Annotated in this window: 15 protein-coding genes; 10 read left to right on the top strand and 5 right to left on the bottom strand. The window is 73.0% G+C overall.

Translation table 11 applies throughout. From position 1 onward, the window contains the following. The first annotated feature begins 18 nt into the window (after window positions 1-18). The 4 genes from OHQ87_RS13080 to OHQ87_RS13065 all read left to right on the top strand — a co-directional run bounded on the left by OHQ87_RS13080 (window position 19) and on the right by OHQ87_RS13065 (window position 8,957). Window positions 19-5,556 carry a type I polyketide synthase gene (locus OHQ87_RS13080; RefSeq protein WP_328348235.1) on the top strand — a complete coding sequence of 1,846 codons (5,538 nt, stop codon included), beginning with the start codon at window positions 19-21 and terminating at the stop codon, window positions 5,554-5,556. Window positions 5,557-5,652: 96 nt separating this feature from the next. Next, window positions 5,653-6,708 (top strand): ABC transporter ATP-binding protein, encoded by a 1,056-nt coding sequence (locus OHQ87_RS13075; protein ID WP_328348233.1) that lies wholly within the window; start codon window positions 5,653-5,655, stop codon window positions 6,706-6,708. After that, a complete protein-coding gene (locus tag OHQ87_RS13070) occupies window positions 6,705-7,547 on the top strand; it encodes an ABC transporter permease (protein ID WP_328348231.1) in 843 nt (280 codons plus the stop codon). The genes OHQ87_RS13075 and OHQ87_RS13070 overlap by 4 nt, the downstream gene beginning before the upstream one ends. Window positions 7,548-7,556: 9 nt before the next feature. After that, on the top strand, window positions 7,557-8,957 hold the full coding sequence (locus OHQ87_RS13065; protein WP_328348229.1) for a glycosyltransferase: 1,401 nt from the start codon (window positions 7,557-7,559) through the stop codon (window positions 8,955-8,957). A 129-nt stretch (window positions 8,958-9,086) separates the two neighbouring features. Here OHQ87_RS13065 and OHQ87_RS13060 read toward each other — a convergent pair whose 3' ends face one another. Beyond that, complete coding sequence (locus tag OHQ87_RS13060; protein ID WP_328348227.1) at window positions 9,087-11,918, bottom strand: helix-turn-helix transcriptional regulator; 2,832 nt, start codon at window positions 11,916-11,918, stop codon at window positions 9,087-9,089. Window positions 11,919-12,473: 555 nt separating this feature from the next. Next, the gene (locus OHQ87_RS13055; RefSeq protein WP_328348225.1) at window positions 12,474-15,290 is read right to left on the bottom strand and encodes a helix-turn-helix transcriptional regulator; all 2,817 of its coding nucleotides are present in this window, start codon (window positions 15,288-15,290) and stop codon (window positions 12,474-12,476) included. 1,354 nt (window positions 15,291-16,644) lie between these two features. Between OHQ87_RS13055 and OHQ87_RS13050 the strand changes: the two genes are divergently transcribed. The 6 genes from OHQ87_RS13050 (at window position 16,645) to OHQ87_RS13025 (ending at window position 22,170) form a co-directional block, all read left to right on the top strand. Next, window positions 16,645-18,039: an AMP-binding protein gene (locus OHQ87_RS13050; protein WP_328348223.1), complete on the top strand. Its 1,395-nt coding sequence runs from the start codon at window positions 16,645-16,647 to the stop codon at window positions 18,037-18,039. A gap of 63 nt (window positions 18,040-18,102) precedes the next feature. After that, window positions 18,103-18,606: a 4'-phosphopantetheinyl transferase family protein gene (locus OHQ87_RS13045; RefSeq protein ID WP_328348832.1), complete on the top strand. Its 504-nt coding sequence runs from the start codon at window positions 18,103-18,105 to the stop codon at window positions 18,604-18,606. A 402-nt stretch (window positions 18,607-19,008) separates the two neighbouring features. After that, window positions 19,009-19,674 carry an HAD-IA family hydrolase gene (locus tag OHQ87_RS13040; RefSeq protein ID WP_442930819.1) on the top strand — a complete coding sequence of 222 codons (666 nt, stop codon included), beginning with the start codon at window positions 19,009-19,011 and terminating at the stop codon, window positions 19,672-19,674. 225 nt (window positions 19,675-19,899) lie between these two features. After that, the gene (locus OHQ87_RS13035) at window positions 19,900-20,841 is read left to right on the top strand and encodes an ABC transporter ATP-binding protein (RefSeq protein ID WP_328348219.1); all 942 of its coding nucleotides are present in this window, start codon (window positions 19,900-19,902) and stop codon (window positions 20,839-20,841) included. Continuing rightward, the gene (locus OHQ87_RS13030) at window positions 20,838-21,575 is read left to right on the top strand and encodes an ABC transporter permease (RefSeq protein ID WP_328348217.1); all 738 of its coding nucleotides are present in this window, start codon (window positions 20,838-20,840) and stop codon (window positions 21,573-21,575) included. Before OHQ87_RS13035 ends, OHQ87_RS13030 begins: the two co-directional genes overlap by 4 nt. A gap of 277 nt (window positions 21,576-21,852) precedes the next feature. Beyond that, window positions 21,853-22,170, top strand: coding sequence for a DUF5988 family protein (locus tag OHQ87_RS13025; protein WP_328348215.1), 318 nt, complete (start codon window positions 21,853-21,855; stop codon window positions 22,168-22,170). Between the two features lie 147 nt (window positions 22,171-22,317). Here the strand turns inward: OHQ87_RS13025 and OHQ87_RS13020 are convergent, their stop codons facing one another. The 3 genes from OHQ87_RS13020 to OHQ87_RS13010 form a co-directional block, all read right to left on the bottom strand. Beyond that, window positions 22,318-23,151, bottom strand: coding sequence for a glycosyltransferase family 8 protein (locus OHQ87_RS13020; protein WP_328348213.1), 834 nt, complete (start codon window positions 23,149-23,151; stop codon window positions 22,318-22,320). A 437-nt stretch (window positions 23,152-23,588) separates the two neighbouring features. After that, window positions 23,589-24,728 carry a substrate-binding domain-containing protein gene (locus OHQ87_RS13015; RefSeq protein ID WP_328348211.1) on the bottom strand — a complete coding sequence of 380 codons (1,140 nt, stop codon included), beginning with the start codon at window positions 24,726-24,728 and terminating at the stop codon, window positions 23,589-23,591. Continuing rightward, window positions 24,725-24,979, bottom strand: a complete 255-nt coding sequence (locus OHQ87_RS13010) for a hypothetical protein (protein ID WP_328348209.1) — start codon at window positions 24,977-24,979, stop codon at window positions 24,725-24,727. The genes OHQ87_RS13015 and OHQ87_RS13010 overlap by 4 nt, the downstream gene beginning before the upstream one ends. Between the last annotated feature and the right edge of the window lie 46 nt (window positions 24,980-25,025).

The following is a 25,025-nucleotide window of genomic DNA, read 5'->3' as shown; positions in this document are numbered from 1 at the left end:
AGCCCCGAGGAGTTTCCGATGAGCGTCTCACTGGACGAGGTCGTCAGTGCGCTGCGCGCGTCCCTGCTCGACAACCAGAAGCTCAAGCAGCAGAACCAGCAGCTCGTCGCCACGCTCAGCGAGCCGCTGGCGATCATCGGCATGAGCTGCCGGTTTCCCGGCGGTGTCCGGTCGCCGGAGCAGTTGTGGGAACTGGTCGCCACCGGCACGGACGCGATGGCGCCGTTCCCCGCCGACCGGGGCTGGGACCTCGACGCGCTCTACGACACCGACCCGGACAGCCGGGGCACCTCGTACGTGCGGGAAGGGGGGTTCCTGCACGACGCCGGGGACTTCGACCCCGCCTTCTTCGGCATCTCGCCGCGCGAGGCCCTCGCCATGGACCCGCAGCAGCGGCTCCTGCTGGAGACCGCCTGGGAGACGTTCGAGCACGCCGGGATCGACCCCACCACGCTGCGCGGCACGCCCACCGGCGTGTACGCGGCCACCAGCAGCCAGGGCGACTACGCGGCCCTGCTGGCCGGGGTCGGCGGCGGCGTCGAGGGCTACCTCGGCACCGGCAGCGCCGCCGCCGTCGCCAGCGGCCGCATCGCGTACGCCCTCGGGTTGGAGGGGCCGGCGGTCACCGTGGACACCGCCTGTTCCTCGTCCCTGGTCGCGCTCCACCTGGCTGCGCAGGCGCTCCGGCTGGGGGAGTGCACCCTCGCCCTCGCCGGCGGGGTGTCGGTGATGGCCACCCCGACGGTGTTCGTCGAGTTCTCCCGCCAGCGCGGCCTCTCCACCGACGGCCGGTGCAAGTCGTTCGCCGCCGCCGCGGACGGCACCGGCTGGTCCGAGGGGGTCGGCATGCTCCTCGTGGAGCGGCTCTCCGACGCCCGTCGCAACGGGCACCCGATTCTCGCCGTGGTCCGGGGCAGCGCGGTCAACCAGGACGGGGCGAGCAGCGGCCTGACCGCCCCGAACGGCCCGTCCCAGCGGCGGGTCGTCGCCCAGGCCCTGGCCAACGCGGGGCTGACTGCCCACCAGGTCGACGTGGTCGAGGCGCACGGCACCGGCACCACCCTGGGCGACCCGATCGAGGCGCAGGCGCTGCTGGCCACCTACGGACAGGGGCGGCCAGCGGACCGTCCGCTGTGGCTCGGGTCGGTGAAGTCGAACATCGGGCACACCCAGGCCGCGGCGGGCGTCGCCGGGGTGATCAAGATAGTGCTCGCCATGCGTCACGGCGTGCTCCCCGCCACGCTGCACGTCGACCGGCCCACCCCGCACGTCGACTGGTCCGCCGGCGCGGTACGGCTGGCGACCGAACGGATGCCGTGGCCGGACGGCGACGGCCCGCGCCGGGCCGGTGTCTCCGCCTTCGGGGTCAGCGGCACCAACGCGCACGCCATCCTGGAGCAGGCCGCTGCGGAGGACACCGTCGCGGCCACCCCGGCCGGACGGCAGGCCCCGCCCGCCCCGTGGCTGGTCACCGCCCGCTCCGCCCCGGCGCTGGCCGGGCAGGCCCACCGGTTGCTGGAGCGGCTGGCCGCCGATCCCGGGCTGCGCCCGGGCGACGTGGCGTACTCGCTGGTCACCACCCGGGCAGCGATGCCGCACCGGGCGGTGGTCACCGGGGACGACCGCAACGCGCTCGTCGAGGGCCTACGGGCAGTCGCCGAGGACCGCCCGGCCCCCAACGTGCTGCGCGGGGTGGCCCGTCCGGGCGGCAGGCTCGCCGTCCTGTTCACCGGTCAGGGTGCCCAGCGGGTCGGCATGGGCGCCGGGCTGCACCGGCGGTTCCCCGGGTTCGCCGCCGCGTTCGACGAGGTCGTGGCCGAACTCGACAAGCACCTGAGCCGGCCGTTGCGCGAGGTGGTGTTCGCCGCACCGGACACCCCGCAGGCCGCGCTGCTGGACCGGACCGAGTTCACCCAGCCGGCCCTGTTCGCCTACGAGGTGGCCGTGTACCGGCTGGTCACCTCCTGGGGGGTACGGCCGGCGTACCTGCTCGGGCACTCGGTCGGCGAACTGGCGGCGGCGCACGTGGCGGGTGTGCTGTCGCTTCCCGACGCGGCGGCCCTGGTGGCCGCGCGGGCCCGGTTGATGGGGGCGCTGCCCGTCGGTGGTGCGATGCTCGCCGTGCGGGCCACCGAGGCCGAGGTGGCCGCGTTGCTCGACGACCGGGTGGCCCTGGCCGCCGTGAACGGCCCCGCGTCGGTGGTCCTCTCCGGCGACGAGCATGCGGTGCTCGCGGCCGGGGAACAGCTCGCCGGCCAGGGCCGACAGATCCGCCGGCTGCGGGTCAGCCACGCGTTCCACTCCGCCCGGATGGACGCCATGCTGGACGACTTCCGGGTCGTCGCCGAGAAGGTCACCTGGCACCCGCCGACCGTGCCGCTGGTCTCCGACCGCACCGGCGAGCCGCTCACCGCCGCCCAGGCCACCGACCCGGGTTACTGGGTCGAACACGCCCGGGACACCGTCCGGTTCCACCGGGGCGTCGCCACCCTGGCCGCCGCGGGCACCGGGACGTTCCTGGAGATCGGCCCCGACGCGGCGCTCACCCCGATGGCCCGGGAGTGCCTGCCCGACCTGGAGGCGGCGGCGTTCGTGGCGACGGCCCGCCGGGACTCCTGCGAGGTGGCCGGCTTGCTCACCGCCGTCGCGGCGGTGGACCTGCGCGGCGGCGGAATGCGCTGGCCCGAACTCTTCGCCGGTACCGACGCCGTCCGGGTCGACCTGCCCACGTACGCCTTCGCACACGAGCGGTACTGGCCCGACCCGATCACCTTCGGCCTGCCTCCGGCGGACACCGGGGAGGACCGGGAGTTCTGGGCGGCCGCCGAGAGCGGGGACACCTCCGCGCTGGCGGCCGTGCTCGGGGTCGACGCCGACCGGGGGGAGGCGCTCCGGGCGGTGCTGCCCGCCCTGGCCGGATACCGGGACCGGCGTCGTCGCGTGTCCCGCGTGGACGCTCTGCGGTACCGCACCGGCTGGGTGCCCGTCGTGGCACCGTCCGGGCCGGCCCCGGCCGGGCGCTGCCTGGTGGTCGCGCCGGACGGTGCGCCGATCGGGCCGGTGCTGGCGGCGCTGCGCACCGAGGGGCTCTCCCCGGTGCCCGTGCCGGTCCGCCCCGGCGACGACCCGGGCGACGCGGTACGGGCGGCGCTCGGCGCGGACACCGACGCCCCGGCCCGGGTGCTGTCCCTGCTCGACGCGTACGACGACCGGTCGGACCCCGCAGTGCTGACCGGCCCCGCAGTGCTGACCGGCCCCGCAGTGCTGGCCGACACCGCAGTGCTGGCCGACACCGCCGGACTGGTCCGCGCCCTCGCCGATGCCGGGGCCGCCGTCCCGATGTGGTGCGTCACCCGTGGGGCGGTCGCCGTCGACGCGGATGATCCCGCGCCGCGCCCCGCCGGGGCGTCCGTCTGGGGCCTGGGCCGGGTGCTGGCGCTGGAGCAGCCCCGTCTCTGGGGCGGCCTGCTGGACCTGCCCGCTGCCGGCGACGAGGCGGACCTGGCCACGTTGGCGCGGGTCGTCGCAGGTGGTGGGGACGAGGACCAGGTCGCCGTCCGCTCCGGTGTGCTGCATGCCCGGCGACTGGAACACGTCCCGACCGGTCCGGCCGCCACGGGCGTGGCGTGGCGGCCCCGGGGTGCGGTGCTGGTGCACGGTGGCGCGGCGGTGCGCGGCCCACACGTGCTGCGCTGGCTCGCCGCCCGGGGCGCGACCCACCTGCTCCTCGCCGGGGCCCCGGTGTCGGCCGGGTTGACCGCCGAACTGTCCGCCGGTGGCGTCGACCTCACCACGGTCGCCGATCCCGCCGCGCTGCCGGCGGCACTGGACCGGCTCGACGCGGCCGGGACACCGGTGCGCACCGTGCTGCACCTCGTCGACTCCAGCGGACCCGGCGTCCCGGTCTCCGCCGTCACCCCGGCCGACCTCGCCACCGAGGTCGGCGAGCAGGTCGCCGCCGTGGCCGCCCTCGACGCCGCCTGCGTCGACCGGCCCTTCGACGAGTTCGTCGTCTTCACCTCGACCGCCGCCACCTGGGGAGGTGGCGGCGCGGCCGTCGCCGCCGCCACCGGTGCCGCGCTGGAGGCCCTGGCCGCCGGTCGCCGGGCCGCCGGCCGACCGGCCACCGTGGTGGCCTGGGCACCCTGGGTCGACGAGGTCACCGAGCCGGGCCAGCTGCGGCGGCGGGGCATCGTGCCGCTCGATCCGGAGCTGGCCGCCGACGCCCTGCTGCGGACGGTCGAGGGACGCGACGACGCCGTCGCGGTGGCCGACGTCGACTGGCCCGCGTTCGTGCCGGCCTTCACCGCCGTGCGTCCGTCGCCGCTGCTGCGCGGCGTTCCGGAGGCGGCCGAGGTCTACGAGGCCGCCGGGCGGGTCACCGCGACGGCGACCGACCCGGCCCGTGCCCTGCGGGACCGGCTCGCCGGTGCCTCGGCCGCCGACCGGCACCGCATCCTGCTGGACCTGGTCCGGGCGCACGTGTCCACAGTGCTCGGGCACGCCTCGCCGGGCGCGATCGAGGCCGACCGGGATTTCCTCGAGCTGGGCTTCGACTCGCTGACCGCACTGGAACTGCGCGACGCCCTGCGCCAGGACACCGGGGCGGAACTCTCCGCCACCCTGCTCTTCGACCACTCCACCCCGGCCGAGCTGGCCCGTCACCTGCTCGGCCGGATCCTCGGCGACGCGGCCGGCGACGCGCCGGTCGAGGGGGCCACCGCGGAGGGCGCGGGCGGGATCCTCGGCGCGCTGTTCCGTGGGGCGAAAGCGCGCGAGGACGCCGCCGGGTACGCCGAACTGCTGGTGAAGCTCGCCCAGTTCCGCCCCAGTTTCACCGAGCCGGGACAGCTCACCCGTCCGGCCGGGATCGTGCGGCTCGCCGAGGGACCGGGCACCCCGGTCGTCTGCTGCTGCACCATGTCGCTGCTGTCCGGCGCCCACGAGTACGCCCGGTTCGCCGCCGGGCTGCGGGGCCGGCGCGACGTGTGGGCGCTGCCGAACCCGGGCTTCGGGGTCGGGGAGGAACTCCCCGTCGACCTCGACGCGCTGCTGCGGGTGCACGCCGACACCGTGCTACGCACCGTCGGCGACGGCCCGTTGGTGCTGGCCGGGCACTCCGGCGGCGCGATGGTGGCCAATGTGCTCGCCCGGGAGCTGGAGCGGCAGGGGCGGCCACCGGCCGCGGTGGTGCTGATGGACACCTATCCGGCCGACAGCGAGGTGCTCGGCGGCTGGACGAACCAGCTGCTCGACGGGATGGTCGAGCGGGACAGCGCGTACACCCCGATGGACGACCACCGGGCCACCGCCTGGGCCGGCTACCTCCCCCTCTTCCTGGGCTGGCGGCCGGCGCCGATGGAGTCGGCCACCCTGCTGGTCCGGGCCGGCGAGCCGCTGGGGGAGTGGTCCGGCGAGCCGGGCGGGTGGCGTTCCCGGTGGCCGTATCCGCACGAGGTGGCGGACGCGGCGGGCGACCACTTCACGATGGTCGGCGAGCGGGGTCCGGACCTCGGCGCGACCGTGCACGAATGGCTGGCCGGACGAGATCTCTGAGGCCGGCCGGGCACCGTGCCCCTGGCCTGCCCCTAGCACCCCCTATCGGAGCGAGAAGAACTGTCCCACCGGGACCCAGGACGGGAGCATGACGACGTGGACGACGCAGTAGTGGTCGAGGAGCTGGTCAAGAAGTACCGGCCCGACATGCCGCCGGCGGTGGACGGGCTGAGCTTCTCCGTCGCCGCGGGCGAGGTCTTCGGTCTGCTCGGGCCCAACGGCGCCGGCAAGACCACGACGATCGGCGTGCTGACGACGCGGGTCCGGGCCACCTCCGGCCGGGCCGTCGTGTGCGGCGCGGACGTGCTGGGCGCACCGGCGGTGGCGCGGAAGCTCCTGGCGGTCGTCCCGCAGCGGGTGAACCTGGACCGGTCGCTCAGCGTCCGGGAGAACCTGCTCTTCCATTCGGCGTACCACCGGATCCCCCGGTCGCAGCGGCTGCGCCGCGCCGACGAGCTGCTGGAGCAGATGGGGCTCGCCGAGCACGCCAAGTCCCGGACCGACTTCCTCTCCGGTGGCCTGGCGCAACGCACCATGATCGCCCGCGCGCTCATGCACGAGCCCCGGGTGCTCTTCCTCGACGAGCCCTCCGGCGGCCTCGACCCGCAGTCGCGGCTGTTCGTGCACGACCGGATCGCCGAGCTGAAGCGGGCCGGGGTCACCGTCGTGGTGACCACCCACGACATGGACGAGGCGGCGAAGCTCTGCGACCGGGTCGGCATCGTCGACCACGGGAAGCTGCTCACCCTCGGCACGCCGACCGCGCTGACCCGGACCCTGCCGGGCAGCAGCACGTTGACCCTGGTGGTCACGGCCGGTGCCCCCGCCGAGGAGGTACAGGCCGCCCTGGACAACATCCCGGACGTCGAGCGGGTGGAGCGTGTGCGTCCCGGCGGCGCCCCGGCCGCTCCGGCCGGGGGCATGCCGATGCTGCCGGGCATGCCCCCGATGCCGACGCCGGCCCCGCAGGCCACCGCCGACCCGGACACCACGCTGTCGTTCCGCCTCTACACCTCGGGCGCACCGGCCAACGCCGTGCCGATGGCGCTGAAGATCCTCACCGACCTGAACTGCGCGGTAAGTGATCTCAGCATCGGCCAGCCCAGCCTGGAAGACGTGTTCATCCACCTGACCGGAAGGGAACTTCGGTGAGCGTCACCGCCCCCGTCACACCGTCCGCGCCGGCGTCGGCCACGACGCCCACGCCGGTGCGCTGGTCGGACCAGTTCGCCACCTTCCGGGCCGTGCTCTGGCGCGACCTCTTCGTCACCAGCCGGGGCGAGCTGGTCGGCTTCGTCGCCCAGGTTCTCATCCAGCCGCTGTTCATGCTGCTGATCTTCGGCAAGGTCCTCGGTGACCTCGGGTACGCCAGCGACAACTTCGCCAACGTGCTGCTGCCCGGCGTGGTCGCGCTGAACGCGTTCCTGATCGGCCTGGAGAACACCGCCCTGCCCATGGTGATGGACTTCTCGTTCACCCGGGAGATCGAGGACCGGCTGCTGGCCCCGATGGCGATCCCGCTGGTGGCCATCGAGAAGATCGTCTTCGGCGCGATCCGGGGTCTGATCGCCGGCCTGTTGCTCATCCCGATCGGGATGCTGATGCTCGACGTGAGCTGGCCGCTGTCGACGGTGCTGTCGGTGCTCGGCGTGCTGGTGATCGGTTCGCTTGTTGGTGCGGCCATGGGGCTGACCTTCGGCACCCTGGTCCCACCGAACATGATCCAGATCATGTTCACCGTGATCATGACGCCGTTGATGTTCACCGGCGCCACCCAGTTCCCGCTGCGCGCGCTCGACTCGATGCGCTGGTTCCAGGTGATCTGCGCGCTCAACCCGCTCACCTACGTCAGCGAGGCCACCCGGTCGCTTGTCGCCCCGCCCGGGGTCGAGTCGGTGCCGCTCTGGCTGGACCTGCTGGTCCTGACGGTGGTCTTCGTGTTCTTCACAGTCGTCGGCATCCGCGGCTTCATGCGCCGGGCGATGGACTAGGAGACGACGGTGACGACGTCCGACGAACGTCCGCTGCTGATCGTCAGCTCGGGCAGCGCAGGGCTGTTCAACCCGCTGCTCACCCTCGCCGGTGAGCTGAAGCGCCGGGGCGTCGGGCAGGTCCGGTTCGCCTGCACCGACGAGCGTCGGGCCGACATCGAGGCGCTGCCCGGCGAGGGTGACGTGCGGTTCCTGTCACTCGGTCCGGCCCGGCTCGAGATGCGCCCCGAGCACTGGGACGACGAGAAGCACAAGCGGATGTCCGCCGGGTCGCGGGTGGAGAACTTCGTCAGCTACGTCGACGCCTCGACCGACTACGACCACCTGCACCAGCTCTACGAGCGGTGCCGGGAACTGGTCGACCAGGTGGAACCGGCGCTGGCCGTGGTGGACTCGTTCGCCACCTACGGGATGGACGCGATGACCACCCGGGGTGTCCCGTACGTCATCAGCGTTTCGGTGCCGCCGTCGAACTTCCTGCAGGACAGCCTGCCGTCGGCGTACCCGACGCCACTGTCCGGCCTGCCGCTGCACATGAACCCGAGTCAGCGGGCCGCCAACGACCGCCACCGGGCGGCGCTGCTGAGCGCGTTGACCGAGCCGGAGCGGCTGGCCCGCAGCACCGCCGCCGCCGAGCACCGGCGGGCCGTCGGGATCAGCAACGCCGAGCTGAGCCCCACCCGGTACGCGGACGCCGCGGAGGCGGTGCTGGCCTACACGGTGTTCGGTCTGGAGTACCCGTTCGACACCGCCCCGGCGAACCTGCGCCTGGTCGGCTCGATGGTGCACCCGGACGTCACGCCGAGCCCGGACGGGACGCAGCTGCGGGACTGGCTCGACGCCCACCCGTCGGTGCTCTACATCGGATTCGGCACCATCATGCGGCCCTCGGCCGCCCAGGTGGCCGCACTGGTCGAGGTGGCCGCCCGGCTCGCGCCCGAGCACCACGTGCTCTGGAAGCTGCCGGCGCAACGGCAGCACCTCCTCCCGCCGGCCAGCGAGCTGCCCGCCAACCTCCGCGTCGAGTCGTGGCTGCCCTCGCAGGTCGAGGTGCTGGCCCACCCGAACGTGCGGGCGTTCTTCAACCACGCCGCCGCCAACGCGATCCACGAGGCGGCCTGGTTCGGGGTGCCGCAACTGGTGATGCCGTTCTGGCTCGACTGTCACGACGGTGCGGTCCGGGTCGTCGACGCCGGGATCGGGCTCGCCGCCGAGCAGGAGGACCCGCTGGACGTCGAGGACGTGGTCGCCAAGCTGCACCGGCTGTTGACCGACCCGGTCTTCCGGGAGCGCGCCGAGCTGTGGCGTGGGCGGCTGCGGCAGGCGGGCGGCGTCACCGCCGCCTCCGATCTGGTGCTGCGGCTGCGGGCCGGCGCGGCCGGCCGGACACCCGCCCCGGTCCCGGTCTGACCCGCACCCGGGTCGCGCGGTACGACACCCACGCGGGACGCGGGCGGAGGACCGCCGCTACCGTCCCGACGGACCCACGTCGGCGGGGCGCGCACCAGGCAGGACCCGGCGCGCGCCCCGCCGTGGGCGTCAGGACGCCGCCCCCTGCACCTCCTCGGCCAGCGGCTCCGCGTAGGCGACGAGCCGGGTCGGCAGGTCGGAGCGACGCTTCACGTCCAGCTTCCGATAGACCCGGGTGAGGTGCTGCTCGACCGTGCTCACCGTGATGAACAGCTTGCTGGAGATCTCCCGGTTGGTGTGGCCCTGGACGGCGAGCGCGGCCACCCGCCGCTCGGCCTCGCTCAGCCCGTCCTCCGACTCCGGCGTCTCGGCCGGCGGGTACCCCGGCAACCCACCCGGCTCGCGGCCGACCAGCCGTTGGGCCAGCACCGGCGCCCCGCAGTCCTGGGCGAGGTGGTACGCCCGGCGGACCAGCAGCCGGGCCTGCGCCCAGTCGCCCGCCCGCTGCAGTGTCTGACCGGTGTCGCCCAGCGCCCGGACCAGCTCCAGCCGGTCGCCGCAGTTCTGCAGCAGGTTGACCGCCTCGAAGAGCAGCTTGCGCCGGTGGTCCGGGGCGGCGGTGGTGGCGAGCAGTCGGAGCGTACGGCCGTGGGTCCGGTCGTCCACGCCGTGCGGCACACGTAGCTGCTCCTGGAGCAGTTGGTTGGCGTGCGCCTTGTTGCCCACGCTGAGCTGTACCCGGGCCAGCTCCAACCGCCAGGGGACCAGGCCGGCGACGTCGATGCCCCAGGTCCGCATCAGCTCCCCGCAGCGGAGCAGGTCGGCCGTTGCCGCGTGGGCGCGGCCCAGCGCCAGGTGGTGCCGGCCCCGCGCGGCCAGGTAGTGCACGCCCAGCGGGGTGTGGAACGCGCCGGGCGGCAGCGGCCGGGCCAGCCACTGGTCGGCCTCGCCGTGTCGGCCGGACTCCGTGGCACAGGCGATCAGGGTGGCCAGGGGGCCGGCCGCGGCCACTCCCCACGCCGGGACCGGCAGGTCCTCCAGGGCCGCGCGGGCGTGCTGCTCGGCGCCGGACAGGTCGCCCAGGCGCAGGGCTGCCTCGGCGCGCAGGGAGCGGATCACCGCCCGCCACACCGGGGTGTGCCGCACCGCCGGGCGGTCCAGCAGCGTGCCGCTCCAGACCGCCACCCGGTCCGAGCGGCCCGACCAGAGCAGCGCCAGCAACGGGGCGGTCAGCACGGGGAGGACGCCGTCGTCGGTGTGGTGCCGGTGCAGCAGCTGCTCGGCGGTGGCCACCGCGTCCTGCTCGGCGGCGGGCGTCAACGCCGAGCCGAGCACGGTCAGGGCGTGCAGTTGCAGGTGGCCGACGGCGGGCAGGACCGGCATCCGGCCCCCGGCGGCGACCGCCTCCCGTACCGCCGGGAGATGGTCGGGGTGGGAGAGGGAGAGCAGCAGCCGCATGGCCCCCAACCGGCTGGCGTCGGCCGGGTGGGCCTGGTCGTCGTCCGTGCCGCAGCCGACGATCGCCTCTGCGGCCTCCTCCGCCCGACCCTGCCAGAGCAGGTACGGCACGGCGGACAGGGTGGTGTCGGCGGGCCATCCGGCGTCGCGGGCCGTACGCACCAGCTGGGTGAGGTGTCCGTTGACCGTCAGCGGGTTGACCTGCCACCGGGCCTTGATCAGCATTGCCGTGGTGGTGGTGCGCTGCTGGTCGTCCACGTCGGCCCGGCTGACCAGCCGAAGGCAGGCGGCGGCCTCGTGCGGCCGTCCGGAGGCCAGGGCCTGTGCGGCGGCGTTCTGGAGCACCGGAACGGTCCAGGCGGCCTCGGCCCAGCCGGCGGCGACCAGGTGCTCGGCCACCGTACGCGGGTCGATGCCGTGTTCGTGCAGCACCTCGGCGGCGCGCTGGTGCGTCGCCCTGCGCTCCTCGGTGGACATGTCGCCCAGGATGGACCGGCGGATGCGCGGGTGACGTAGCTGGTCGCAGTTCATCAGACCGGAGGTGCGTAGCACCCGCACGGCCGGTACGACCGACTCGGACATGATGTCGAGCAGGTGGCCCAGCAGCTCTGTCGGTGCCGGCCGACTGAGTACCGCCAGTGCCTGGGCCACCCGCCGGAGCCCCGGCTCGTGCCGGTAGAGGCAACCGAGCACCGCCTGGTCGAACGCGTCGCCGAAGGCGGTGTCCGGGGCGGGATCCTCGTCGGACTCCTCGCGGGGCCGCTCGTCGATGAGTGCCCGGGTGAGCAACGGGTTGCCGCCGGTGATGCTCAGACAGCGCTCCGCGGTCTCCCGTACGGCGGCCTCGGTGCCCCCGCCGACCAGTTCGGCGATCGCCTCGACGGTCAGCAGCGGCAGGGTGATCCGGGTGAAGTGCGGCTGGCTGAACAGCTCGGCCCGGAAGTGCGGGTGTGGTGGGCGCAGCATCGTGGCCTCGGTGAGCACCACCACGATCGGGGCATGCCGCAACCGGCGGGTGACGTACAGCAGGCAGTGCAGGGTCGCCGGGTCGGCGTGGTGAACGTCGTCGATGGTCAGCACCAGCGGTCCGGGCTCGGCGAGATCGAGCAGCGTGGTGAACAGCCCGTGCAGCACGGGTGCCCAGGCCCGGTTGCACGCCGACGACTCGTCCGTCGTGTTCAGGCTCGCCTCCAGCAGGGGGACGACGGATGGAGCCTCCCGCATCAGCTTCTCGACGCGGGCCGCGGCCTCCTGGCCCAGCCGCGCACTGTGGAACAGTTGTCCCAGCACCCCGAGGTGCAGTCCGCGTTCCGCCCGGGAACCTGCGGCACTGAGCACCCGTCCTCCGGCGGCAACCGCCCATTCACCGAACGACTCCAACACGCTCGTCTTGCCGCTGCCCACCGCGCCCGTCACGAGGGAGACATGGCCCCGTTGCTGCTCCTCGGACATCCGGAAGGCTTCCCGCAGCCGGGTGATCTGTTCCTCTCGCTGCACCAGCACCGTTCGCGTCAGCCTTTCTCATACCCGGTGCCGAGCGGGTCACTTCGCCCGGCACCGCCACCCCGAGGCTGACCACGGCCCCTGCCACGCGTACCCGTGCTTCGGGTAGGGGTGGAAGTGCGCGGGCCGTGTCGCCGGGTGGACCTGGATCCTGCCCTTCGGAACCCGCCACCGAGCGGCCGGAACCGGTTGCAGGGAGTCTGGCATCGGCATTGATGTGCGACAACGGGCGCGAGACCCCACCATTACGAGGGCTAACCTGTGGTCCGAATGGGCCGTTAGGGGTTGCGCTGCTGGCCGTGAGGAGCACCTCGGCGAGCCGAGTGAACAGCCGGGAACGCCAGGATGGACGGGCGGTATGACAGGACGGACGGGTGGTACGACAGGATGGACGGCCGACGTGACACTACGGACTGTCAGCGCGGCAGGCCGGACCACCAGTGATGACTATCCTACCCATGGTGCTATCCCCTCTTCGTGGCACACGCCTCGTCCGCACGGCCACCGACCGCCGAGGTCAGAGGGCGCCGACGGTCTGATGGTGCCGGGGGAGGGTCAGCGGTCGAGCCGGAGCCGGGCGGCCAGTTCGCTGCGCGAGTTGACGTCGAGCTTGCGGTAGATGCGGGTCAGTCGCTGCTCGATGGCGCTTACCGTGAGGTACATCTTCTCGGCGATCTCCCGGTTGGTGTACCCCTGCGCGGCCAGCGTGGCCACCCGGGACTCGGTGTCGTTGAGCCCGGTCAACAGGACGATCGCGTCGTCGTTGCGGTCGGCGCTGCCGTTGCGGCCGGCACGGGACGTGGGGCGCAGGACCGGAATGCCGCACTCGTCGGCGACGACCCGGGCGCACCGGGACACCTCACGCGCCTGTCGCAGGTCGCCCGCCTGCTGGTACGCATGACCCAGGTCGATGAGCGCATGGGCCAGTTCCACCCGGTCGCCGCACTGCCGCAGCAGTCGTACGGCGGCGCACAGGTGCCGGATACGGTCGGCGCCCTCCTCGACGCTGGCCAGCAACCGCAGTGCGGCCCCCCGGGGTCGCACCTGGTCCGGGCGCAGTCGGTCCAGCTCCTCCCGGACGAGCTTCTCGGCCTGCTGCCGGCGGCCCATGTGCCGCAGTGCGCGGGCCACCTCGGTCCGCCACGGGACGAGGGACGACAGGTCCAACCGCCACGAGGTCATCAGCTGACCGCAGAGCTGGAAGTCGGCCAGCGCGACCCCGGGGTTGCCCGTGGCCAGCGCGTGCAACCCGCGGGCGTGCAGGTAGTGCAGGCCGAACGGGGTCTCGAAGAGGGCCGGCGGGACCGGCGTCCGCAGGCAGGCGGCGGCCTCGTCCCACTCCTGGAGCGAGGTCAGCACCCGGAGCCGGATGGCGAGCGGCATGCCGATCATGACGCCCCACCCCTGGGGGGAGAGCCGGCTGAGGGCCACCTCGGTCAACTCCCGCGCCCGGCGGAGGTCACCGCTTCGGCCGGCGACGACACCGGCGAGGGCGGCGAGCAGCGCCCACGGGGTGTGGTGCCGGCCGGTGGCGCTGCGGTCCAATCGCTCGCACCAGTCACCGGCGATATCGAGCCGGTCGGCGTAGATCAGCGCGATCACCGCGCAGACGGCGTTCCAGAAGCTCGTCTCGTCGTCCAGGCGGAGCGCGCCGAGCATGTGGGGGGCGTCCTCGGCCGCGCTGGCGTTCCCCCGCTCCAGCACCGCGCCGAGCAGGGTGACCCCCCGAAGCTGCCGCTTGACTCGGGCGAGGGTCAGCGGGTCCCGGCCCGCCGAGTGGGCGGTCGGGCTGCCGACCGGAGCCCCCGGGTAGAGGGTCGCCATCCAGCTCTTCAGGACGATCAGGTCGGTCGCGGACTGCGGGTCGTTGCGATCGGTCCGTTCTCCCAGGTGGCGGATGAGTTCGAGCGCCTTGTCGATCTGCCCGTGCCAGAGCAGGTACTGGAAGGGACCCGCGGCCTGCCGGGTGCTGAGGTGCCCCGCCTGGACGGCGGTGGCGACGCCGAGCAGGTGGGGGACGGCGGCCTGCGGGTCGAGCCGCCACTCCGCGCGGGCCAGGGCGGAACGGATCCGCGCCCGTACGCACTCGTCGACGGCGTCCCGGTTGGCCCGCCGCAGGTACTGTCGGGCCGCGTCGACGTCACCGTCGGCGAGTGCCTGTTCTCCGGCGTCCAGCAGCACCTGGAGCATCCACGGCTGGTCCAGATCGTCGGTCTTGAGCAGGTGCGGGGCGATCCGCGCGGGTGGCGCGCCGTCGTCGTGCAGCAGACAGGCGGTGGCCCGTCGCAACCGGCCACGCTCCTCGACCGTCATGCTGTCCAGCACCGCCCGGCCGACCGCCGGGTGCCGGAGCCCCTCCTCGGTGACCAGGCCCGCGCTGGCCGACGCGTCCACCGCGTGGACGTCCAGTTCACCGGGGAGGTCGAGGAGTCGGGGCGCCAGCGGGCTGTGCGCCGACCCGCCGGTCACCGCGAGCACCCGGGCGGTCTTCAGGACGAGGTGCTCGCACCGGTAGAGGCAACTGAGCACGGCCTCGCGGAACGCCTCCCCGGTCGCAGGCCGGTCGCCCTGGCCGCCGGTGAGGTGGTCGTCGGCCAGGGCGTGCACCAGCAGGGGGTTGCCGCCGCTGATCCGGTACGCCTCGTCGACTGTCGCGCGGCCCACCGGGACGCCGAGGCGGTCGGCCAGCACCCGGTAGGTCCCGTCGGGGGAGAGCATGGGCAGTCGTACCCGGTGCGACCGCGCCGGCTGCACCAACTCGGCGTGGATGGTGGGGTGGCACGGTCGGGTCCGGTGCGCCTCGGTGAGGACGATCAGCACGGACAGGCCGGTCACGCGCCGGGCCAGGTAGTCCAGGCAGCGCAACGAGGGTCCGTCGGCGTGGTGGACGTCGTCGACCGCGATGACCAGGGGATTCTCCTCGGCGATCGTCAGTAGCTCGCCGCCGATCGCGGCGGTGAGCGGGGCGAGGGCCTCCCCGCCGTCGTCGTGCGGCTCGGACCAGGCGAGGGTGCCCCGGTCCAGCAGCCGTCCGAGCCGGTCCCGGCTGCTCTCGTCCAGGGCCGCCTGCCGCACGAGCTGACGGATGATCTCCAGGGGCACGGTGCGTTCGCTGCGCGAGGCGCTCGCGACCAGGACGCTGACGCCGGCCTCGGCGCAGCGCCGGGCGAACGCCTGCAACAGGCTGGTCTTGCCGACGCCGACCGGCCCGGTCACCACCGTCACCGGTCCCGACGTGGTCGACGACTCGTCGGCCCGGAGCAGGTCGTCGAGCTGATGCGTCAGGATGTCGAGCTGCCGATCCCGCTCGATCAGCGTCATCGGGCCGGTCCCTTGGCGGGTGCCGGTGACCGAGGTCGCCTGGTTGTCCATCCGCTGTGGTCTCCCATGTCACTCAACGAAGTCAGAGACCCACAAATCCTTGACAATTATGCTGCGGAGGTCGATGGCGTTCGTGCGGCTTGTGACCGGTGCATTCCATAATTCGGAGGCTGCTCCGCCGTGCCCCCGGCCATCGATCTCAGTGCATAGTGTGGAGTATGGCAGTCCGGCAATTGAGCGGCAAGTCAAACGATGTGAAGGATCGACAAAGCTACGCTGTCGCGCCACTGGCCGGACGGAGCTTCGTTCGATCGGCAGCGTAACGTCATAGTGGCGATTCGGAGCGTGACATCGAACATCCTCTCCCGGTTTGGGTCGGGGCGCTTTGCAGGCTACCTGCCAATCTGTATTCAGGGAACCGGCATTGCGTTCGTGAACGTGCCCGTCGACCTCGACGGTGGGAGCGCTTCCGGTCGGCGGCGGCGTCCGGCCCGTCGGCGCCTGCCCGGTGTCGACGGAGCGTGGTGGCGCGCTCCACGTGGACGCGGTCTCGCCCCGACGGTGGGTTGTCGGCTGATATGGGGTCGTTCGTGGCGTTCTGGCGACCCGCCCTGCGTGGTGGCGCGGGGTCCTGTGTCATCCGGGTGCTGTGCCGCTCACCCGACGGCGATGGGCGGTTCGACGTGGACGACCCGGGCGGCGGGCGGGGGCCGGTCCCGCCCGGGTGTGTCGGTCCGTGCGACGTCGGGGTCTCTCCGTCGGATCGACCCCCGTCGCATGTCGGCATCCGCGGTAGGTTCCGCCGCCCGGTTCCGGCCCCTTTGATGCCTTTCTGGAATCTATCGGTTCGCCCCATGCCGTGAACTGTCCGCTGAATCAGCGAGCCAATCAGGAGAGCCGGAATCCGCGATCAGTGCCGGTTGGTGTTCGCCCGGTGTCGTGGATTCCGGGCCGTCGGTGGGCGCGGTTGCGCGCCACGGTTCCGCCGACCCGTCCGAACTGTCGCTCAGGCTCCGGTCGAATCGGGGAACTATTGGGGGAGATAGGCGCACATCCGTACGATCATCCGACTCCGCCGTCCTCGCCCGGCCGCAGTCGGATTACGATCGATGGTCGCCGATCGCCATCCGACCGTCACAGGCGGGACGGTTGCCGCCGGTCGTCGTGGGCGGGACTGTTGCCGCCCGTGGCCTCGCCGTCCTGCGTACCGTCCCGTCCCGGCACGGACCGGCGACGAAGCTAGGGGTTGTCCGCGACCCTGGCGCAGCCTAATTTCGGGGCATCGCTCCGATCGGGAGATGACCGGACACCGAGGCCCCCGCCCACCCGGAGTACGAAGGGTTCCTGGCGCGATGCTCCAGCCACTGCCGAGACCCGTCGACGCGGCCGACAGGGGATAGCTCGGATGACTCTGCTGCCGGCGCTCCGCGGGTCCGGCGTCGACCGGGCCGACGCGCTCCGGGTCGGCGGCAGGACGCTTTCCAGCGAGGACCTCCAGGGCTGCGCCAACGCCGTCGCCGACCGGATCCGGGGGGCCCGGGCGGTGGCGGTCGAGGCCACCCCGAGCATCGAGACGATGGTCGGCATGGTGGGAGCCCTTCAGGCGGGCGTTCCGCTGGTGCCGGTGCCGCCACTGGCCACGGCGACGGAACGTCGCCGAATCCTGCGCGAGTCCGGCGCGAACCTCTTCCTCGGTGCCACCTCCACCGCCACTGCCGACGGCACGGCCGTCCCCGTCGTCCCCGTCGACCTGCGGCAGCGGTCCTGGGCCGCCCAGCCCGAGGCGGAACCCACCACCGACGCGGTCATCCTCTACACCGGCGGTGCCGGCGGGACGTCCCGAGGCGTCCGCATCTCCCGCCGGGCGATCGCGGCCGAGCTGGACCTGCTCGCGGACGCCTGGCGGTGGAGCCCCGACGACATCCTCGTCCAGGAGGCACCGCTCTTCCGGGCCTACGGCCTCGTCGCCGGCCTGTTCGGGGCGCTGCGGGTGGGTAGTCGCCTCGTCCACTCCGACGGACTCCCGGCGACCGGTCCGGTCGGCACCATCTACCTGGCCGTACCCGGCCAGTGGGCCCGCATCGCCCGGGATGTCGGGTGTGCCCGCACCCTGTCCGGGGCGCGGATCCTGATCTCCGGCGACGCGCCGCTGGCGCCGGCGGTGAGCGAGCGGATCCGGTTGCTCACCTCGCACTCCCTCATCCAGGGCTACGGCACCACCGAGACCCTCATCGTGGTGACCGGCCGCGCCGGCGCACCGGGAACCGCCGGCACCGCCGGGAACCCCCTGCCCGGCGTGCAGACCCGCCTGCTCGGCCGGGACGGGCAGGCGGTGCCCGCCGACGGTGAGTCCGCCGGGGAGCTGAGCATCCGCGGGCCGACCCTGTTCAGCGGCTACGTCTGCCGAACGGATCAGGGGACCCCCTCGGGCGGGTGGCACGCCACCGGAGACCTGGCCACCGTCGGCCCGGACGGCTGCCACCAGATCATCGGTCGGCGCCGGGTCGACGTGGTGCACTGCCGCGACCGACCGGTACCCGCCCGGCAGGTCGAGGAGGTCCTGCTCAGCCACCCCGGGGTCCACGATGCCGCCGTGGTGGGCACGCCGCACCGCGCCCTCGGGGATGAGATCGTCGCGTACGTCGTGGCGGCGGACGGACTCACCGCGCAGATGCTCATCGACCACGTCGGACGGATGCTGTCGGCCGTGCACCGGCCCCGGCGCGTGCACTTCCTCACCGAGTTGCCCCGCAGCGCCCAGGGTCGGGTCAGGAAGTGCCTGCTGATCGCGGCAGGGTGAGGGGGCCGGAGGAGCCGCCGGCCTGAGCTCCAGGTCCGGCCCCGGTGGAGCCCGGGCGTCCCCATCTGGCCGGCCGGGGTGGTCGGCAGCATGACCCACTGTGACGGCTACCGGTGCGCAGCCCTCGCCCCCGCGACCTCGGTCGTCTCCGTCGGGGTCGACGCCGAACCGCACGCGGCGCTGCCTGACGGCGTGCTCGACGCGATCGCGCTGCCCACCGAGCGGGCGCGTACGGCAGCGCTGCGCGCCACCGACCCGACGGTGTGCTGGGACCGCCTGCTGTTCAGCGCGAAGGAGTCGGTCTACAAGGCATGGTTCCCGCTGACCGGCCGCTGGTTGGACTTCTCCGAGGCGGACATCGTGGTCGAACCGGACGGGACGTTCGCGGCCCGACTGCTCGTGCCCGGGCCGGTGCTGGACGGCACGGAGGTGACCACCTTCCCCGGCCGGTTCCTGGTCGAGGACGGACTGATCCTCACCACCGTCACCCTCCCGACCCGGTTTCGCCCGGGTCGGGATGGTGCCGGGCCCCTCCTCGTCACCAGACGGCAGGAGGGGCCCGGGTAGCCACCACGGCGGGTGTCAGGCGTCGGTGAGCAGGTTGTTCCGCACCGTGCCCACCGCGTTGCGGGAGAGGTCGTCGACCAGCCGGGGGCACAGCTCCACCCAGGACACCGACCGGTCGTCGACGCGGAGCGCGTCCGGCCGCTCGTCGGTGGACTAGGACAGCCAGCTCGGCAGCGGCACGATGGCGCTCCTTCCGCGCGGGCCACCCGGTGGCGTGCCGCCGGCCGGTGGCGGCGCCGGCCCCGGTACGGTCGGTGGGCGGTCGGGAGGCCCCTACGCGTCCGGCCGGAGCCCCGACCGTGGTCGGGCCGCCCGGGGTCGGCCACCCCCATCGATCGGTCCGGGCGTCGTCGTGCCGTCGTGGTGGAGGAGGTGGGACCGGTGTCCGGTTCCGGGGGTCCGGTGGGGGCGGTGGGAGGGACGGTCGTCCCCGACGGGGTCCGCGCGGTCGTGCTCGACCTCGACGGTGTGCTCGTCGACAGTCTCGCCGTGGCCCGTGCGGCGTTCACCCTCGCCTACCGCGAGGTGGTCGGCGAGGGCGTCGTCCCGGTCGACGAGTACTGTCGCCACCCTGGTCGCTACCTGCCGGAGGTGCTGCGGCTGATGGGCCTGCCGGCGGCGATGGCGGAGCCGTTCGCGCGCGAGAGCAACCGCCTGGCGCACCTGGTCACACCGGTGCCCGGCGTGCCGGAACTCCTCCGCGAGCTGCGCGGGCACGGCATCGGCCTGGCCGTGGCGACCGGCCGCAGCGGGGAACGGGCCCGCTTCGTGCTGGACCGGGTCGGTCTGCTGCCCCTGGTCGACCACGTGGTCGGCGCGGACGAGGTGCCCCGGCCCAAGCCCGCCCCGGACATCGTCCGCCGGGCCCTCGACCTGCTGGACGTGCCACCCGGACGCGCGCTGATGGTCGGTGACGCGCCGGCCGACCTGGCCAGCGCCCGGAGCGCCGGAGTGGTCGCGGTGGCCGCCCTCTGGGGCGAGTCGGACGCGGAGACCCTCCGGGCCGCTGCCCCGGACGTCACTGTGACCCGGATCGGGGAGTTGGCCGCCCTCTGCCTCGGCGGCTGACCGGACAGGACGGACACTCCGCGTGAACCCGTAGAACCCCTGACGGGCCGGTGGTTCCGGGTCTACACCCCGATCCGTCCCCCGACGGGTTGATCACCGCCGCGGTTACCCGGATGATGGGCGGTGTCGGCCCCCGGGTCGATTCCGGACCGTTCCACTCACCGACGCCGACATTCCGAGGGTCCCGCCCTCACCACGGCAGCCGCACGTGACGGAGGACCACCCATGCCGGTCATCGAAGTCGAGCACCTGCACAAACGGTACGGCGACAAGGTCGCTGTCGAGGACGTCTCCCTCACTGTGGAGCAGGGCGAGATATTCGGCGTGGTCGGCCCGAACGGTGCCGGGAAGACCACCACCGTCGAGTGCGTGCAGGGACTGCGCCGGGCCGACGGCGGCCAAATCCGGGTGCTCGGTCTCGACCCGGTGCGGGACCGCACGGAGGTGCGCCAGCGGGTCGGTGCCCAGTTGCAGGAGAGTCAACTCCCCGACAAGCTGCGCGTACGCGAGGCCCTGGATCTGTACCGGTCCTTCTACCGCAACCGGGCCGACATCGACCAACTCCTGGCCGACCTCGGGCTGACCGGTCAGCGCGACACCGCCTTCCACAAGCTGTCCGGCGGCCAGAAGCAGCGGCTTTCGGTGGCCCTGGCGCTGGTCGGGCGACCGGAGATCGCGATCCTGGACGAGCTGACCACCGGGCTCGACCCGCAGGGCCGGCGGGACACCTGGAACCTGGTCGAACGGATCCGCGACAGTGGTGTGACGGTCATGCTGGTCACGCACTTCATGGAGGAGGCGGAGCGGCTCTGCGACCGGCTCGCCGTGATCGACGGTGGTCGGGTCGTCGCCATCGACACCCCGTCCGGTCTGCTCGCCCGCGTCGGCTCGGCCCACCAGGTGCACTTCCGGCCGCTCGACCCGCTCGACGAGGCGGTGCTCGACACGCTGCCCGAAGTGACCGGCGTGCGTCGCAGCGGCGACGAGGTGACCGTGGCCGGTCCCGAAGGCGTGGCCCAGGCGGTGCTCTCCGCGCTGGCCGACCGGAGGGTCCGCTACAGCGGGCTGCGTGTGGAGCAGCCCACCCTGGACGACGCCTTCGTCTCCCTGACCGGTCGTGCCGGCCAGACCGGTGCCCCCCAGACGATCGACGAGAGGTCATCGTGAACGCCCTGTCCAAGCTCGTCGCGGTCGAGGCCAAGCTGTTCCTGCGTGAGCCGGTGTCGTTGTTCTTCGTCTTCGCCCTGCCGCTGGGACTGATGCTCGTGTTCGGGCTCCCCTCGCGCGGGGCGACGCAGGGGAGCACCGGTCAGCACGGCGAGCTGACGTTCCTGCCGGCCCTCGCGCTCTCCCTCACCATCGGGATGCTCGCCCTGTTCACCCTGCCGATGGCGTTGGGCATCTACCGGGAACGGCGGGTGCTGCGCCGGCTCGCCACCACGCCGGTCAACCCCGCCCTGCTGCTCGTCGCGCAGGTGGTGGTCAACCTGGCCATGGGTGTCGCCGGTGCGGTGGTGACCGCCATCGGCGTCCGCTTCCTGCTGGACCAGCCGGCCCCGGCCAACGTGCCGGGCTTCGTGCTGGCCTTCCTTCTCGGGGTGGCCTGCCTGTTCGGGCTGGGTCTGCTCATCGCCGCGCTCGCCCCCTCGGCCCGGTCGGCCCAGTCCATCGGGCCGACGCTCTTCTTCCCGTTGCTCTTCCTCGCCGGGGCCTGGCTGCCGCGCGACCAGATGCCGACAGTGCTGGCGAGGATCGGGGACTACTCGCCGCTCGGGGCCACCGTGGACACCATCGCGGCGGCCTGGGCGGGGGACGCTCCGGCCGTACCGCAGCTGATGGCCCTGGCGGTCACCGCCGTGGTCGGCTGCCTACTGGCGGTCCGTTTCTTCCGCTGGGAGTGAGGTTGCGCGGGCGCGCCGTCCGTCGGGCTCGCCGGTGGCCGGCGCGGCCCCGCCACACCGGTGAAACCACGCTAGGGGGCGGCTAAGGGTTCTCGTCGCAGTGTGACCTGGATTACGTTCGTGGCGGACGAGAGGCCGTCTCACCTGCGGCGGAACCACTGGTCCCGCCGCTTGCGTCTCCGGTGTCACGGGACGCGACGGCCCTCCCGTCGGCACCGGCGCCGCGGCAAGGACCGGCGCATGGCGAGGCGGAACGACGAGCGACGGAGGTCGTGCGATGACAGGTTCTTTCGATCCCGCCCCGACAGTCCGGACGGCGGATCCCTTCGTCGACGATGACGACCGGATCGCCCCCTCAGCCCCGGTAGGGACCGACATCAGCCGGGAGGCCGGCGGGATCGTCGACGCGGTCCTGGAGGGTGGGCCCACCACCCTGCCGGCCGAACTGCGCAGCCACCGGGTCCCCCTGGTGGAGCACAAGATCAAGCTACCTCACTACGGAGGGTACGAGCACTTCGAGCGGGACACCACAGGCGTCGTCGACGGCACGCCCGTGGTCTTCCAGTGGAGCGGCCGTACCCGGATCGCCGAGTAGCCGCGACCGGTCCCGGATCCGGTGTCCGGCGCGGGCCGGCACGACGCCCGGCTCCGGCACCGGGTCCGTACCCGTGACGCCCAGCTCTCCGACGTGGCGTGGCAGGTCGTCACGTCGGGCGGGACCCCTCAGGGGTGCGACCGGCGGTCACCTGCCGAAGGTCCGGGTCAGTGCTCCGGTGCTGCGCCGGTGCCGCCAGTACAGGTCCCGCCGGGCGCCCTTGGGGAAACCGGGCTGCCACGGCTTCACCGGTCCGGCCATGTGGAGCACGGCCGAGTCGCTGAGTTTGCCGCCGTACTCCGGCTCCAGCCGCCAGGCCATCAGGTCGTTCCACCGGTGGGACATCCGCAGCCAGTTGCCGTAGGTGGCGTAGTTGAGGGCGTCCTGGTCCGGGTATCGCGACTCGTGTGCGTGGCGGATGAGGTAGGCCAACGCCTTCTCGGACGCCTCGCATTCCTTCCACCGGCCGACGTCGATCAGCAGCACCCCGGAGTTGAAGTAGGACCCCCGTGGGTCGAGGTGCTCGTACGACGACAGGCCCGGGATGCCCCCCATGTCGTACAGCCGGCGGTTGAACGGGTCGCGGACCGCGCCGAGCGGGACGCCACCCATGTCCACCTCGAACAGCGGCTGGAGGCTGTTCGTGCACAGGGTGTCGCAGTCGAGGTAGAGCACCCGCTCCACGTCCGGCGGGAGCGCGGCGGGCACCAGCAGGCGCAGGTACATCGCCGGGGAGAGGTACGCCATCAAGGGGTCCTTCCCCTTGGGCAGGTCGACAGTGGAGGTGTCCACCTTCAGGTACTCGACGCAGGCGTGTGGACCCGCCGCCTTGACGAGAGCGGCCCGGGAGGAGGTCGACACGTCGTCCGCCGCGATGAGCCAGTACCTGAGCGGCTCGCCCGGGTTCGACTCGGCGACCGTCGACATGACGACTGCGGCGTGTGCCGCGTACGCGGCGTCGAAGGTCAGGGTGAGATCCACGGGCGCTCTCCTCCGCACAGCTTGCGGTAAACCCGGAGAAAATAGCCCGGAAATTGCGAAACAGGCAAGGGCTTGGCCATTCAATTAGGGGTTGAAAAGTGGACCCCAGAAAGAACCCTTCAATTCGATCCCGCGGCTGGACAACGCGGCGTCGGCTGTGCGGTGGCGCTCGCGCGACTGCTCCTGGCGGTCGGCTGGACGGTCGTGGCCACCAGTGGCCGTACCGAGAGTGTCGTCGGTGCCACCGGGCGACCAGCCCGGCGGGCCGCTCGCCCTTGGACGGTACGGCAGGTTCATCCGCCGTGGGGGTTTCGGGGTGCGGATTCCCGACCCGGTGACGGAATACGTCCGGAAAGCCATTCCGGCAGATGCGGACGGCCGGTTCGTTCGAGGGTCCGGGGCTTGGACTCGGGTGGCGATCCAGGACGGAAGAGCACCTAGGCGGGAGGCGGCGCTGTCGATTCCCGGATCCGCAGTGACGGGCTGATGACGATCCGGTGGGTGGGGCGGCCGGGGTCGACGAGCCGGTCGGCGACGAGCCGCACGGCGGCCCGTCCGATCGAGCGTCGAGGCGGTCGGACGGCGGTCAGCGGCGGGCTGAAGAGCCCGGCGACCTCGTCGTCGTACGCCACGATGGAGAGGTCGCCGGGAACGGAGAGCTGCCGCTCCTCGCAGTGCTGCACCAGGGCGACGGCTTCGGCGTCGGCGTGCACCAGCAGAGCCGTCGTCCCGGTCGCCTGGCACCTGTCGAGGACGTCGTTGAGTACGGTGTCCCGCTCCGGTGAGCGTGCGTCGGGCACCACGGCCACCACTGTCGCGTCCGAGTCGAGGCCGCACTCGGTCGTGGCGTCGCGCCAGCCGCGCCGGATGTGCTGGCTGGTGGGGCTGTTGGCGTCGAGCACCAGACCGACCTTGCGGTGTCCGAGCGAGGTCAGGTGGCGTACCGCCATGGCCGCACCGAGTGCGTGGTCGGTGACCACCGACTCCATGACCGCGTGGTGGCTGCCTACCGTGGCAGTGCGTTCCAGCAGCACGACCGGGACGCCGACCTGGGCGAGCCACTCGATGGTGCGCTCGGCGCTCGGCGCGTCCATGCTCGGCGCGATGATGAGCGCGTCGACGCCCATCCGCTCCACGAGACGGGCCAGTTGCGGCTGGTCGTCCTCGGTGTCGTAGGAGGAGCCGCGCAGGACCACGCGCATGTCGAGCTCGCGGGCTGCTCCCTCGACGCCGCGAGCCACGTCCGGCCAGTAGTAGTCCAACGAGGGCACGAGCATGCCGAGGGCGCGTCCGACCAGCGGGTCCAGGCCGGCGACCGGTGCCTCGTCTGCTGCCGCGGCGTCGTCCGGCAGGATCAGGGCGACCCCACCGTGGACGCGGCGAACCAGACCCTCGGCGGCCAGGTCTGCAACGTCACGCCGGATGGTGACCGGCGCGGCGCCCAGCACGTGGGACAGGTCGGAGATGCGCATCGCGCCGTCCCGTTGCAGGGCGGCCAACAGTTGCTGGCGGCGGGCGACCTGAAGCGGCCCTCGGGATCCCTCCGCCGTGGCGACGACAGGACTGTCCTTGGTCATGGGGGACCTCCGGGGAACGCTTGGTGCGGCGTGAGTTTCTTGCCGGGTGCGGACGGGTTCGCCGGCCGGCCGGCGACGAGCGGGTGGATGTGGGGCGGTGAGGTCGCCTGGTCCGGGTCGAGGTCCCCGCCGTCGTCGTACGGCGACGCGAGCACCCGTGCCGGTAGTGCGAGCACCCGTGCCGGTAGTTCCGTGCGGTGATCGCGCCACGCCGCAGCCAGCGGGTCCGCGAAGCGGTCTGCGGCGGTCATGACCCCTCGGACGGTAGAGCGACTGTGAGCGATTGTGATCGTATCA

It is taken from the genome of Micromonospora sp. NBC_00421, from assembly GCF_036017915.1.
Lineage (GTDB): Bacteria > Actinomycetota > Actinomycetes > Mycobacteriales > Micromonosporaceae > Micromonospora.
This window is presented reverse-complemented; position numbering and strand designations above follow the sequence as displayed.

Excerpts from the sequence above, each read along its gene's own strand:
- OHQ87_RS13080 (WP_328348235.1), top strand. The coding sequence starts at position 19 with ATGAGCGTCTCACTGGACGAGGTCGTCAGTGCGCTGCGCGCGTCCCTG.
- OHQ87_RS13055 (WP_328348225.1), bottom strand. The coding sequence starts at position 15,290 with ATGGACAACCAGGCGACCTCGGTCACCGGCACCCGCCAAGGGACCGGC.
- OHQ87_RS13050 (WP_328348223.1), top strand. The coding sequence starts at position 16,645 with ATGACTCTGCTGCCGGCGCTCCGCGGGTCCGGCGTCGACCGGGCCGAC.
- OHQ87_RS13035 (WP_328348219.1), top strand. The coding sequence starts at position 19,900 with ATGCCGGTCATCGAAGTCGAGCACCTGCACAAACGGTACGGCGACAAG.
- OHQ87_RS13025 (WP_328348215.1), top strand. The coding sequence starts at position 21,853 with ATGACAGGTTCTTTCGATCCCGCCCCGACAGTCCGGACGGCGGATCCC.
- OHQ87_RS13015 (WP_328348211.1), bottom strand. The coding sequence starts at position 24,728 with ATGACCAAGGACAGTCCTGTCGTCGCCACGGCGGAGGGATCCCGAGGG.
- OHQ87_RS13010 (WP_328348209.1), bottom strand. The coding sequence starts at position 24,979 with ATGACCGCCGCAGACCGCTTCGCGGACCCGCTGGCTGCGGCGTGGCGC.